The organism is Trichocoleus sp. FACHB-90, assembly GCF_014695505.1.
In the GTDB taxonomy this organism is placed as follows: Bacteria; Cyanobacteriota; Cyanobacteriia; order Cyanobacteriales; family FACHB-T130; genus Funiculus; species Funiculus sociatus.
In genome coordinates this window covers 1-13,769 of record NZ_JACJOK010000032.1, presented here as the reverse complement: position 1 = coordinate 13,769, position 13,769 = coordinate 1, and the positions used below count along the sequence as shown (strand labels likewise).

General features: G+C 46.6%; 12 protein-coding genes. 3 read left to right on the top strand and 9 right to left on the bottom strand.

Annotated features, from left to right (window positions below):
- Positions 1-40: 40 nt before the first annotated feature.
- A complete protein-coding gene (locus H6F74_RS09670; RefSeq protein WP_190439744.1) occupies positions 41-943 on the bottom strand; it encodes a tetratricopeptide repeat protein in 903 nt (300 codons plus the stop codon).
- 250 nt (positions 944-1,193) lie between these two features.
- On the opposite strand from H6F74_RS09670, the gene H6F74_RS09665 reads away from it, so the two are divergent.
- Positions 1,194-2,141, top strand: coding sequence for a hypothetical protein (locus H6F74_RS09665; protein ID WP_190439740.1), 948 nt, complete (start codon positions 1,194-1,196; stop codon positions 2,139-2,141).
- A gap of 207 nt (positions 2,142-2,348) precedes the next feature.
- Here the strand turns inward: H6F74_RS09665 and H6F74_RS09660 are convergent, their stop codons facing one another.
- The 4 genes from H6F74_RS09660 to H6F74_RS09645 all read right to left on the bottom strand — a co-directional run bounded on the left by H6F74_RS09660 (position 2,349) and on the right by H6F74_RS09645 (position 6,255).
- Positions 2,349-3,548 carry a homocysteine biosynthesis protein gene (locus H6F74_RS09660; RefSeq protein ID WP_190439738.1) on the bottom strand — a complete coding sequence of 400 codons (1,200 nt, stop codon included), beginning with the start codon at positions 3,546-3,548 and terminating at the stop codon, positions 2,349-2,351.
- 103 nt (positions 3,549-3,651) lie between these two features.
- The gene (locus H6F74_RS09655; protein WP_190440032.1) at positions 3,652-4,542 is read right to left on the bottom strand and encodes a DUF4351 domain-containing protein; all 891 of its coding nucleotides are present in this window, start codon (positions 4,540-4,542) and stop codon (positions 3,652-3,654) included.
- 70 nt (positions 4,543-4,612) lie between these two features.
- Positions 4,613-5,782: an AI-2E family transporter gene (locus tag H6F74_RS09650; protein WP_190439737.1), complete on the bottom strand. Its 1,170-nt coding sequence runs from the start codon at positions 5,780-5,782 to the stop codon at positions 4,613-4,615.
- A 245-nt stretch (positions 5,783-6,027) separates the two neighbouring features.
- Positions 6,028-6,255, bottom strand: coding sequence for a hypothetical protein (locus H6F74_RS09645; RefSeq protein WP_190439735.1), 228 nt, complete (start codon positions 6,253-6,255; stop codon positions 6,028-6,030).
- A gap of 232 nt (positions 6,256-6,487) precedes the next feature.
- On the opposite strand from H6F74_RS09645, the gene ftsH reads away from it, so the two are divergent.
- Entirely contained in the window at positions 6,488-8,428 is a 1,941-nt protein-coding gene (ftsH, locus tag H6F74_RS09640; protein WP_190439733.1) for an ATP-dependent zinc metalloprotease FtsH, read from the top strand.
- Between the two features lie 354 nt (positions 8,429-8,782).
- On the opposite strand, the gene H6F74_RS09635 is transcribed toward ftsH, so the two are convergent.
- The 4 genes from H6F74_RS09635 to H6F74_RS09620 all read right to left on the bottom strand — a co-directional run bounded on the left by H6F74_RS09635 (position 8,783) and on the right by H6F74_RS09620 (position 12,047).
- On the bottom strand, positions 8,783-9,133 hold the full coding sequence (locus tag H6F74_RS09635; protein WP_190440028.1) for a hypothetical protein: 351 nt from the start codon (positions 9,131-9,133) through the stop codon (positions 8,783-8,785).
- A gap of 446 nt (positions 9,134-9,579) precedes the next feature.
- On the bottom strand, positions 9,580-9,939 hold the full coding sequence (locus H6F74_RS09630) for a pentapeptide repeat-containing protein (protein ID WP_190439719.1): 360 nt from the start codon (positions 9,937-9,939) through the stop codon (positions 9,580-9,582).
- A 431-nt stretch (positions 9,940-10,370) separates the two neighbouring features.
- A complete protein-coding gene (locus tag H6F74_RS09625; RefSeq protein ID WP_190439716.1) occupies positions 10,371-11,219 on the bottom strand; it encodes a hypothetical protein in 849 nt (282 codons plus the stop codon).
- A gap of 144 nt (positions 11,220-11,363) precedes the next feature.
- Positions 11,364-12,047: a hypothetical protein gene (locus H6F74_RS09620; protein ID WP_190439715.1), complete on the bottom strand. Its 684-nt coding sequence runs from the start codon at positions 12,045-12,047 to the stop codon at positions 11,364-11,366.
- A gap of 446 nt (positions 12,048-12,493) precedes the next feature.
- On the opposite strand from H6F74_RS09620, the gene H6F74_RS09615 reads away from it, so the two are divergent.
- A complete protein-coding gene (locus H6F74_RS09615; protein WP_199301035.1) occupies positions 12,494-13,615 on the top strand; it encodes a HAMP domain-containing sensor histidine kinase in 1,122 nt (373 codons plus the stop codon).
- Positions 13,616-13,769 lie beyond the last annotated feature (154 nt).

Here is a 13,769-nt window from a genome sequence, read left to right as displayed (position 1 = left end):
AAGTCTCCGGCTTAGCAAAACTCATAACTCCTAACTTTCTTTAGTCTCTTGTTTCGTCAGGCTGAGGTGGTGGAATAGTAGGCACACTGCTGGGAGCATTAGAGGGAGGGTTAGCAGGAGAATTGGTGGATGTAGGTGTTTGGGTAGCCAACTGTTTAATTCGGTCTTTGACATCCGCTGGCGCTAAAGCAATAGCAGTGTCGAATAAGGGCTTAGCTTCGGCAGTTCTGCCTTGTTGTTGAAGCACATAAGCCTTAGCTACGATGGGGCGAAAATCCTGTTTATTGCCCTTAATCGCCTCATCGTAAATAGCGATCGCTTCCGGAAAACGATTTTGCCCAACATAAACCTTACCCAACTCCAACTGCACCGAAGTTACATCCACACTACCCGGCTGCACTTGATTCACATCTGTCGCCGTTTTCAAAGTATCTTGTAGCAGCCCTATCGCCGCCTCCGGACGGTTTTGTTCGAGCAAAAGACCTACAAGACCTTGCAGAGCATAAATATCTCCCGGTTTAGAAGTCAAAATCGAGCGATAAGTTTGGGCACTCCCTTCAGAATCGCCAGTTTTTTGTTTAGCTTGGGCGAGCAAGACAGCGTACTCAGACTGTTGGGGATTCAGTTTCGCCAGTTTTTCCAAGGGTGCGATCGCGCCCTTAACGTCGCGCAGTTTCAGCCGCGTTTCCAACAACCCTCGCAACGCCGTTTGATTCTCAGGCTCCTTCTGCAAAACCAATTCATAACCTTTCGCCTGAGCTTCTAATTCCGACTGATTGACAGGTGGTTGGCTCGTCTGGCTTGCTACAGGTGTCGCTCCAGTAGAAGGCGGCTTTTGCTCAAAAACCATACCTACCAGCGGAATAATCGACACACCTACAAACACCAGTACCCCTAGCACCAATACCAAATTAACTAACCAGCGACCGCGTTTTTTGGACACACAACTGCATTGAACTCTATTGACATTATCGACTACAAACGGATTTTCCACTTTTGCACTTACGACAAGCCGCGTCACCGCCTCCAAGCTCTAAAATAGTGGCAGCATTGCATTAAATTTGATATTCTGTAGGAGTTTTTGCTTAGTTTCGTGCAAAAACATTGCGGATCTACCAGTCGCATCTCTGCATTCAGTACAATGAGCTGACTGACTCCCCCTGAGGGGATGTGTCTCCGCCGCGAGGAGTAATATGAGTCCTTCTGTGAATCGGTTTTCCGACTTACCTGAGTCTTCTGGCGATCCCAAGCCAGAGCCACCACAAACGCCCAATCCGCTAATACCAGCCGATACAATGCCGAACAGCGATTCGGAAACAACACAAGTGCCTGTCTCTGATGATGCTGCCACAAGGCAGCGACCAATTCCCCCGCCCAGCGAACCCATGCAGTACCGGGCAATTGGCCTGGTACGGGGTAAATACACCTCCTCCGAAGAGCAATTTACGCGAGGAATGCTTCTGGCATCAGATGGAACAGACATCGATGCCGTGCTACTGGGTCGAGTTATGAGTTTGGTGAAAAATCACCTGAACTTAGAGCAAGAACACCTGTGGGTTGTTTATCCCCGAATGCGACAAGAAGACGGCAACTTGCACGTCCAAATCGTGGGTGTCTGGGAGCCTGAAAGACTGAACCAACCGCCGCCTGAGTCTGAGGCAGAATCAACCGAACTAACGGATGCTCAAAGCGAGGAAAGTGTAGCCAACGATGGTTATTTTTCCATTCGTGGCGAGGTGATTTATCAGTCGCGAGAAGAAGAAGACATCGTCATCAAGATCAAGCAGTCTCCCCGCAAGGACGAGGAAAATCCCAAGTTTTTTAAGTTGAAACTCAAGGGCATTGTCCAAGACAAAGCTGTTGGTCACTTCATGGATGTGGAAGTGCAGCGGCAAGGTAACGACTTGGTGATTCAGGAGAGCAAAGATATTGGTCGTCTTCCTCCCAGGAAGATTCCGGGCAAGAAGCCGTTCCGAGGTGGGGGAGGTCGTCCTCCAGGCAAAAGACCAACAGGCAATCGAGAGCGTCCCATGCGTCCCGCAGGAGACAGACCAGCAGCAGCAGCCCCGCAACCCAAACGCCGGGAACCCCTGCCGAAGCCAGTTAAACGCTCAACGCCGCCTCCAGAAAGTAAAAAGTAAAAAGGCAAGCAAACCCTCGTTCCCAGACTGGGACTGGGGACGATAAAAGGAGGGTAGTTTCATTTATTAACAGAAAATTCTGTAACGTTGATTTTGGCTGGCGGTAGGGGCATGGCAATGCTCCTACAAAATGTCGCAATTTTCGATATTTTCTAAGGGTTGTATGAAACCACCCTGAGACTGGGAACGAGAATTAGTCTTTAATGACTATTCCAAGGAAATTTGAGATCCCCAGCGGTCTTGGGGTAAAAAAGACCGATCCATCGGAATCTGGGCAACAGGTTCAGTGAGGGTAAATTCCCCAGCCTCAATCCATTGCTTCAACTCCAGCGCCACTTGACGCGAGAGAAACACAGACGCGAGGGGGGCAACCCGCACGGGTTTACCTTCAATGGAGATCCGTCCCGTTTTCAACTGGGCATAACTCACTAAGCCAAAGGTGGGACGGACGCGCCGGGGAATCGAGAAATCGACAACTGGCGCTACGATGTCTTTGTCTTGAACGGCACAACTAGCGATGACTTGCTCGTGCAACACTGGCAATGGAACGCCGACACCCAGCATTACAGAAGGGCCGTAATTTTTGAAGTAGCAACCGCGCACCCAACGCGGGTTCATTTGTTTGGCATCTCCCATCAAGGCAAGGGTGGCTGCTGGGCCAATTGGTGTCCGATTTGGCAAGCGCTTTTGTAAAGGGAAGTGCTGCGTACCTTCCCAGGAAACGTAACCGATGCCGCCGCCTAAAAAAATCCGGGTGCCGATACCAATCAGTTGCAGGTCGGGATCGTTGAGGAGGGGGGAAATTGCCCCAGCGTTTGAATAGACGGCATTTGCGAGTCGGGGCTGCAATGGGCCGAGATAAGTGAAGAGAGGGCGATCGCCTCCATTCACCCCTACAATAAAATTTTGGTATATATTACGCGGATTAAATAAGTAAAATTGGTTAATCGTGTCGCGGGTGATGGTTGTCTCAAAGGATGCTCGCGGATAGCAATCTGTAACTTGTCCGATGGCGCGTAGTTGCACGGGTTTACCAGCAATCAAGTCTTCTATGATATGACCGCCGCCGCGTTCTCTTGATTCTTCCCCATCGGGTACCTCACCAGTGCTGGCGTATTCCACCATCCCGGTTGCACCCAAATACAAATCCACGGCACCAAATCCCGCGTAAGCTGGCACTCCATCCAACCAACAACGGCGAATTTTCATCGGTGGATCGGTGTGTCCCAGGTTGATGATCGCCCCCGATGACTCCATTGGCTCAAAGGTGCCAGTGGTAATTACATCCACTTCCTTAGCGGCTTGGGTGACTCCCACCTCTGCCACCCGTGCTTTTAATTCTTCTGTTGTCCACACAACAGCCAATTGGCGGCTGATCTTGTCGTTAATTTCGGCGATAGTTCGCATAGGGAAGGTTGAAGGGTGGGATTGCTCATCCTTAGTTTCCTCTATTGCGATGCCCTTTGGGGCGACCCCTTTCAGCGGTTTACGTTATGTGCTGCTGTTGAAATTATGGCTCCTGAGTCGCCAAGTAGCTGACTAAATCGCTTTGGCTGGAGAAATTCAACAGCGCCTCCGCCAAATCTTCTAGCTGAGGGATAGCTAAACCCCGAATCTGTTCTTGCAGTTCCGGATTAATGTCACCAAACCGTAGTGTTAGTAGCCGCAAAATTAACGCCACCTCTCCTTGCTGTCTGCCCTCTTCCCTGCCTTGTTGCAGACCTTGTTGCAGACCTTGTTGCAGACCTCGTTGCTCACCTCTCATCTCCCCCTTTTGGAGGATGTCTTGATAGATAACAGATTCCTGCATAATTTCCTCTCGCAATAGTTGTTGAATCAAATCTTTTTTAAACCGCAAACCAGCCAGAACCCCTGCACAAGCTAGGATATTCTTTCGCTCGGCGGTTCCCTCGATCGTAGCGACCCCAGCGGCAACTTGCTCTAATAAGGCTCTGGGGGAGTCGCTGCGAGCTAAGGTTGCCAGTGGTAAGAGTGCAGGGTTTGCCAGCAGTGGGGCAGGATCTTCTTCCCACAGACGGATAACGCGATATTGGTGTCTGGTATTCGTGTCTACATACTGCTGTCTAAAGACGAGTTCTGAGGTGGTGGCTTGCAAGAAAATCACCACCTGCACGATTTCACACCAATATTGTCGCTTGAGTCGCGTGTAGTAATCGAGCATCCGGAAGTCGAGGGGAGGAGTTGATTGCGCCAAGGTTTGAAATTCTAGGTGCAAGATTTGGTTAGCGACTTGCAGGAAGGTGACAGAATCAGCGCGAATCGGTTCTAAACCCAGTTCAGTTTTGATTACCTCAATGTCTGAATCAACATTAAGTAGCCAGTTGGCAAAGTCAGCTGGGTAATTCTCGGCAAGATATTTACAGGTGTTGTCGTATTCCAAGAGTGCAATTTGAGAGAGCAATATTATTCTCTCATTGAGGAGTGCTGATGATAGCGATCGCTATTTATTACTACTTTTTATTTTTGCCACTCAGATCATCAAGATTTGGCTCGTTATTGATGGGTGGATTCGCTTCTGGCAAAACTCCAGTTTCTTGATCAAATTCAGCAGCTTCATCGGATAAATCTGCACCCTTGGCATCAAAAACCTCTTTGCGATCGCTACGCCATTGATCGAGAACATCTTTGATTAATACTTCTTTTACCCAAATTTGACCAACGACGGTTAAAGGTAGTGCCAAAAATAACCCCAAAAATCCAAAAAAGGTGGCGAAGAACACTTGAGAAAGTAAAGTTACAGCTGGCAATAGCGATACCTGCTGAGCCATGACGTAGGGGGTTAAAAAATTACTTTCAATCTGTTGAATTGCAAAGTAAAGACCGAACACAGCGGCGGATTTCCAAGGAGCTTCCAACAACGCGATCGCCATTGGTGGTATCACACTAATAGTTGGGCCCAGATTGGGAATCAAGTTCAAAACTCCTGCCAAAATTCCTTGCGCCAACGGTGAAGGTATACGCAAAATTGACAGCCCAACCATACTCATCAGCGCTACTACACTCATGCTAATGAGAGCGGCACCAAGCCACCTTCCCAATGCAACTTCGCATTGATCCAGAATTCCATCCACCCGCCGCCGATAGAAAGAGGGGAATAGCCGCACAAATCCCTTGCGATAATCTTGAGGATTTGCTAATAGCATTCCTGTCAAAACTAGCACTAACAAAACCCTGAGAATAACGCCCAAAGAGCTAGAGAAAAAGGCGACCGAACCTCCTAATAGCCGATTTAATAAAGGCTGCACTTGTTGGCTGATGCTGTCCACATCCGGTAGATAGGGAACTAGCTGGGTAGGAACACGCTCTCTCCAGTAATCAGTCCAATTATTCAGGCGCTCAAATCCTTGGGGAACCCGCTGTGTTAGTTCTTCAAACTGGACTGCAAAAGGCGGCACAATCAGCCAGAAAAATCCCACTATCAGGGCTAGTAACAAAGCAATTGAACACAACACAGCTAAGCCATGTTGCATTCCCGATCGTTGCAGCCGTAGCGATAGCCGATTCAAGGCAGTGGCTAACACAATAGCAGCAAACAGTAGCAGTAACAAATCCCGTATTTGCCACAGGATATATAAAGAAACGACTATGGCAAAAAAGCCAATTAGCTGACCTAGTTTCACAAGTTGACGCCTCAAAGCTATCTCAGGCTGTAATTCCCGATCAATGCAGCTAGATTACCCGATATCGGCAACTTCCGCCTAGCTTCGCGGGAGGGATGCCAATTTTGGATTAGGGATTGGGGATTGGGGATTGGGGACTAGGGATTGGGGATTGGGGATTGGGGATTGGGAATTGGGGAAAAGTCTTACCTAGTCCCCAGCCCCTAGTTCCTAGTCCCTAGTCCCTAGTCCCTAATCCCCAGTCCCTAATCCCCAGCCCCCTTATAAAGATATGCCCGCCGCCAGAGGGCAAAAGCCATGATGAGAGGGGGGAGAAAGACGAGTATAAGCGCGATCGCTTGTAATGGATCGTTCCCTAGAAACATCGTTCCTGTTGCTGGAATAGGAATATAAGGCCCAGCGTACTTAATCAAAATCGACAGCACAGCTGAGAGAAGTAGCACCTTGAGAACAAATCCAGCCTGAGTTGTCATACAACTTAATATATAAAGACTAAAGTACGGCTATACGGATGCTTGTAGGGGTAGACACCGAACCCAGGCTTACGCATCCTCTTTTTTACAATAGCTAAGAGAGCCTCACCATATTATCAGTCTCGAAGCTCTAAAAGCTTACTCACCTGAAGACAGCAAAAAGCTTTCAGCAAGTAGAAATCTGAAAGCTACTCTTGTTTTCTTGCAAACATTTAAGAGGTTCGTATCTACAATGCCTGTTGAAAATAATAACAAGCGATCGCTTAAACCCTCCCGACCGAGGCAGATTGGCGGCGGATTACTGATTCTGTTCACAATCCTTGTACTGCTAAACTTTATCATTCCTAGCTTTGGGCCTCGGTTGCCGCAGGCTTCCTATAGCGACTTTATCAATCAAGTACAAAGTGGCAAAGTTGACCGTGCGATTGTTGGCAACGATCGGATTGAGTATTCACTCAAAACCGATGCAAATGCAAATGAATCTGCACCGAGTCAAGTATTTGTCACCACGCCAGTAGCACTCGATTTAGATTTGCCGAAAATTCTGCGCGAACATAACGTAGATTTTGCCGCACCTACACCAAATAATAATGGCTGGATCGGAACACTACTGAGTTGGGTTGTTCCACCGATAATTTTCTTTGGTATCTGGGGTTGGTTGATGAACCGGGGTGGTGGTGCTGGTGGCGCTGCCTTAACGGTAGGAAAAAGTAAAGCGCGAATTTACTCAGAAGGCAGCACTGGCATCAAATTTAATGACGTTGCTGGTGTCGATGAAGCCAAAATGGAACTGCTAGAAATAATAGATTTCCTGAAAAACGCTGGTAAGTACACCCGACTGGGAGCGAAAATTCCCAAAGGCGTGCTGCTAGTCGGCCCTCCGGGAACGGGAAAGACACTTTTAGCGAAAGCGATCGCAGGCGAAGCTGGCGTTCCTTTCTTCAGTATCTCTGGTTCCGAATTCATCGAGCTATTCGTTGGCGTAGGTGCTGCACGAGTCCGCGACTTATTTGAACAAGCCAAAAAACAAGCTCCCTGTATCGTCTTCATCGACGAATTAGATGCACTGGGTAAATCTCGCGGCGGTGCCAATGGTTTTGTCGGTGGCAACGATGAGCGCGAACAAACCCTCAACCAGTTGCTCACCGAAATGGATGGTTTTGATGGCAACACTGGCGTGATTATCGTCGCCGCCACAAACCGCCCAGAAGTGCTTGATCCAGCGTTACGCCGCCCAGGACGTTTTGACCGACAAGTGTTGGTAGATCGACCGGATAAGATTGGTAGAGAAGCGATTTTGAACGTTCACGTCAGAGGTATCAAATTAGCTTCTGATGTCGATTTGGTAACAATTGCCGCTCGTACTCCCGGCTTTGCTGGTGCCGATCTAGCTAACTTAGCGAATGAAGCTGCACTACTGGCGGCACGTCAGAACCGCGATGCTGTAGTGATGGCAGATTTCAACGAAGCAATTGAGCGGGTTGTTGCTGGTTTAGAGAAGCGATCGCGCGTACTCAATGAAATTGAGAAAAAGACCGTCGCCTATCACGAAGTTGGTCACGCGATCATCGCCGCAATGATGCCAGGAGCAGGTAAAGTGGAGAAAATCTCCATCGTGCCGCGTGGCGTGGGAGCGCTGGGTTACACTCTGCAAATGCCGGAAGAAGACCGCTTCTTGATGGTGGAAGATGAAATTCGCGGTCGTATTGCCACTCTCTTAGGTGGACGCTCATCGGAAGAAATAATCTTTGGGAAAGTGTCCACAGGTGCCAGTGACGACATCCAGAAAGCAACAGATTTGGCAGAACGTGCTGTCACTCTCTACGGCATGAGCGATGAATTAGGGCCAGTTGCTTTTGAGAAAACACAACAACAGTTTATCGAAGGTTACAGCAACCCCCGTCGTGCAATTAGTCCCAAGGTGGCTGAAGAAATCGATCGGGAGGTAAAGGAAACAATTGATGCAGCGCACCACATCGCCTTAGCAATTCTGGATAAAAATCGGGATTTGCTGGAAGAAACAGCGCAAACCCTGTTACAGAAAGAAGTTTTGGAAGGTTCTGCACTGCGAGAGCAGCTAAAACTTGCTAAGGTTCCAGCCGAAATGGATGAATGGTTGCGTACTGGCAAACTTCCTGAAGGCACGCAGTTGATGCAAACAGTCATTAGTTAGGATAGCGTTTCTCCGCTGGGTGAAGTATATCGCAATTCAGGCTTTCGGGCGACTTTGGTAGGGACATGGCATTGCCATGTCCCTATAGATTTATTCCACCCAATCCGTGAATTGCTATAGTTAAAACTGACTAATACCAATTCATACCGCTACAGTTTATCTTCTCTTAGCTCCCCTGAAAAAGGGGAGCTGATATGTAACCAAACCAAAGTGAAGTTGTATTGCATATAACTTCACTTAAAGTTAAAAATCCAAACCCAACCTACAACTATTCTTAAGTGAACCGTATGGAAATTGTATGTACAAAAACCAGCTTTTCTCGTAGCCAGACTGAGCTTGGAACAGACACAAGGCTCAGCTTCGTCGCCTAATCAATTTGTTTGATTCTAGCTGTGTTATTCTTTTGTGCAAATCCAACTCGTCACTTTCAGCAGCAATAGTTTCTAAGTTAGCAATTCTTTCTTCTAATTCGTTGACTTTACTAGGTTGCAGTAGGCTATTTTGAGATTTTTTATCAGAAGATTGCCAAACTGCACCCGTGCCAATTGCTGCCCCGGAAATTACAGCTATTGGGAGAATTGCTCCATGTCTAGTAACAGCTGAAAGCGGAATACAAATTCCCAGCATTACTGTCGCAAACCCCCATATTCTAGATGTTGCAGCGATTCGGGCATCTCTATTTTTTTCCTGATCTGGATATGCCATCCGTTCCTCCGAAGTTCCCAAAATAGTTATCAATCTGTCCTGTCGGGTTGCTTGCACCTTGCTGGCAATCCTGATAATGTTGATTAGCCTAAGTGTCCTAAGACAACGCGAACCCCTCATCTTTGTAGACTGCCAGATGTCCCTAAAAGTTCGCTTACTCCGACTGGACTAGATATAATTGGTTATATTTTGAGGATCAGTAGCAATGCTATCCCTACGGCTGCGACGCAATATGAGTTAAAGTAGGAAACAATAAAAGATATATAAATTACGTTATTTTATTAACTAAAATTATAGATTTGCTATTACCAACAGTTTAAATATTTCATGAATTGCTACTATTCGCCCTGTAGGGACACAGCCGTGTCCCTACAGAAGTTCACGAATCATTTAGGATTGCTATAGAGTGAGCAGGGGAAGATGTAAATTTCTAGCGCTCAGTAAGTCTAATCTTGGATTATTCCATTGGGCATTATTGCCCCAGTTAGATTTGCCTGAATCAGTATCGTTCCGCTTAAATCTGCTCCCCTCAAGTCTGCTCCGCTTAGGTTGGCTCCACTTAAATCTGCTCCCTTCAGGTTGGCTCCGCTCAGGTTGGCTCCACTTAAATCTGACCAAGCTAAGGATGTGAGCATGAGGTTTGCCCTTTTAAGGATGGTATTACTGAGGTTTGTCGCCCAAAGGATGGAGCGACATAAGTTTATCCCACTGAGATTTGCACCAGCCAAGTGGGCGTTGCTTAGTTTTGTCTCTGGGAAATCCCGCTCTCCTATTGCATAAAGCTCCAAAAGTTCAAAAGTATCCATTGCATCTGCTCCAATTAAATAGTTTTATATGTATCTTCATGTAAGAAAAGGGCATCAAGATGGTTAGAGGATGTCCCAGAAGTGTCAAAAGTTAGCTTGATCCCCCCAGCCACTGCGCTGGAGAAAAGGGGGGACAATACAAGTCTTATTCCCTTTTTTAAGGGGGATTTAGGGGGATCTCGACCATCTAAGTGTCTCGATTATGACTTTTTAGACATCCTCTTAAGCTACGAGGAATGCACTCAATCTCAACTGGTGTTGTTCCAATGACACCATCTAGTGCCACTTTCTGAGGAGACTCTGTTGTCACCTTAACAGAGCGATAGCAAAGGGCGAATCGCTCCTTTTAGAGAGCCGCAGGTTCACTGAAATCACGTTCATAAAACGAAGAGGAAAGCAATTTGCTTCCTCTTACATTCTTAGCCCACCGATTAATCTTCTGCTGCTGGGAATACAGAGTTGGTAATGAGTACAGGCTTTTGGCTATATTCCGCCTCCAGCTTTTTCTGCACAGTCAAATCCCAGTTTAGATCGTAGTCCCTTTCGATGTCTGCAAAAACAAACGGGCGGAGTACACCAGTTACGACAACCTCCTGACCATCATTGATGGTTTGTCCTGGGGTTCTATTTAAGACCAGCAAGTCTTGGGTGCTGGTCAGCTTATCCTCATCTAGGCTAAACGAAGCTGGACTGATAATGTCTTCAACTTCAGCTTTCACAGCAATGACTTTGCCATAGAAGGCGCTGGGGTTTTTGGTCACTTCACCCGGTTTAGGAGCTAAAGCAATTGATTGGGCAATGATTACTGGTTTGTCTTTGTATTCAACCTCTACCTCTGGTTCTAAGTCCAAGTTGAACTCTCTCTCGACATCAGCAACTATAAACTTTTGAACCTTTCCTGTCACTTGAAGTTCGATGTCATCAGGGAGAACTGTGGGCGCTCCTGAAGCATTAATAACCAGAACTTTGTCATTACCGAAAAGCTCCTCATCAGTAATTGTGAAGGAATTGGCACCAACTTTTTCTCCAACTTCACTTCTGACAGTTACACTTTTGCCAAGGAGTTCGTTTGTTTCTTCAGCAACTTCCTCTGTAGTGACGTTAGTCTGAGCTGTAGGGCCACCTGCGTTTGGATCGGTAGTGGTGCAAGCCGGAAGAAGCAGAGCAAGGAACGCTAGTCCGATTGCTGTTCCTTTGGTGTTCGACAATGCTTGAGCAAAGCCGTTACGACGGACAGATGCGTAACTGGCAACCCGGACTTCATTAAATCTGTTATTCATTGAAAAAATCTCCTTAAATTCTCTATTCATCGGTAGTTATTGAGGGAGAAGCTGCTCCCTTTGTGCAGTAGTTTTTTTCCTACTGCTTCGACGCGATCGCATCTATTTCAACGCCATCAACTGCTCACACAAGCTTCACTTGTGCTAGTTCAAAAAGACTTGACCATCTCTTTGAATTCTCAGTGCGCCCAGGTTATCGTCTAAATTTCTCGATTCATCCAAGGAAATCACTAACATTCCTGCTTGGGAGGTGGATATTGGAGCTACATCCACTAGCCCTTTATCCTGACGAACCGTTGTGATAGTTACCGGGGTTGGCAAGTCTTGCAGGACAATTTCTTCTCCGCCTTGTATAAATCGGCGTTGAGTATGCCCAATTGCCTCATAGGAGATAATCGCGTTGGTGTTATTTTTCAGTTTCACATCTACCTTTCCATCAATAGGTGTGACAAGAGCGATTGCGCTTCGCGCACCGGCAAAGCCGATCGCATTACTACGAGTCTCTGGTAAAGGCGGTTGAATAACACCTACTGGAGCTGGTACGGGGGTCAGAGGTTTAATGAAAACCTCCCGTCCTGTGGTAACTCCTCTGTTAGTAATCCCGCCTGTTTGAACACGCTGTGTAGCAGCATTAAGCGGACATCCCTGGGGAACTAAGTGTGTCCTATTAAAGGGTTCTTCGTAATAAACACCAGGGCAGGGGTTGACCTTGGAAACAGGCATTGCCGATGCCGCTAAAGGAATTGCTGGTAAACCAATAAGTAAGGTTCCACAGATAGCGCCGACTAACCCAGCTGGTTTTTGGCTCTTTGAATTCGGTTGATTCATAAATACCTCCTAAAAGCATCAATTTTGTTCAAAAAATGTTCTTAATCCTGAAGGAATAATGGAGTAAACTGAAATAATTAGTTATTTCTAAAAATGACTAGACACTCACAATTGTAAGTTGCTTAGATTTGACTACTACTTCAGTTATCCAACAAGTCATGAAAAAACAAATCATTTTTGAGTTCAATAACTTAATCATTATTCATCTCATCGCTAAAATCAAGATATAGTTATGCGTTTAGGCAGGAATTAAATGTATTAATATAAAATTTAGAATAGAATGATGTTTAGCAAGTTTAGTTACTATTTATATCTCTAGATATAAATAGTAACTAAACACTTATTTCTTGCCTAAGATAGAATTAAATCTACTTTTATTATGTATCTATTAGTAGTTCAAATTAAATTGGCTTGCAATGTTACAGCGATTAAGAGCAATTTTTAAAATGCCTAGGCTTCAGGAGCAGCACCTCACGAGGGTCTGGCTGATTGTTGGGTTATTCGCAATTATTGTCGTCTTAGATTTTTTTACTCCACCCCCTTATGCCTTGGGTTTTCTCTATACCGGGCCCATCTTGTTGGCTTCTTCACGCCTAAATCGCTCGGCAACAGTTCAAGCTACGGTGATGGCAACCGGCTTCACCCTTCTGAATCTGTTCATCCCTAAAGCAGAATGGATGAACTCCTCAAGCCTGATGAATCGCTTGCTGATGGCGCTGGCACTTATAGTCACAGGTTGGCTGAGCGATCGCAATTTGCGTCATGAAGAAGCGATCGCGCGACACAAAGCCCAGCTACAGGCACAAGAGCAGTTAGCTAGTGCGCGAGAGGATTTCGTGTCAACGTTAACCCACGACCTGAAAACACCGCTCCTGGGAGCAATTGAGACATTGAACTCGTTGCAGCAAGAAAAGTATGGTGCAGTAACAGTCGCACAGCAAAAAGTGTTCTCAGCGATCGCTCGGAGTCACGAGAACTCACTTGCGCTAATAGAGACGCTGTTGGATGTCTATCGCAACGATACAGAGGGGGTGAGATTAAAACTGGCACCTGTTGAGCTAGTCGCTATAGCTGAGGAAGCGATCGCCACAGTATCAGAGTTAGCCGCAAAGCGCCGAGTGGAAATTAACCTCACTTTTGGAGAATCCAACGCTCGCGTCTGGGTAAATGGAGATCCACTACAACTACAGCGAGTGTTTAGCAACTTGTTGACGAATGCAATTAACAATTGCACTCGTGGTGGCAAAGTGGAAATTCTTTTAGAATCTGACTTTAACTATCAGGTGGTGAAGATTCTCGATAATGGACGGGGAATAACACCAGATGAACTCCCGCGCTTGTTTGAGCGCTTTTACCAGGGACATAGCGATCGCCAATCTATGGGGTCTGGGCTGGGGTTATACTTAACTCGACAGCTTATTGAAGCCCACGGCGGTAATGTCTGGGGCAAAAATCGTTTCTCCTCAGACGCTACTTCGCGATCGCAACGCGGTGCTTCGTTTGGATTCAGATTACCTGTGCATCAACGCTCAGAACAATTGTCATCACACTTTGATGAGATTAGTTAACACAGAAGCTTCATGGAAATGACAATCAGCCGCCATATCGGCTCACCGTTCGCTCATTTGGATGACCCAGTAACCAAATAAATAGCTTCAAGTGTAGCCGTACTGGGCAATTCGGCTATGGAGAAGATGCACCAACTACAGACTTAACGGCATC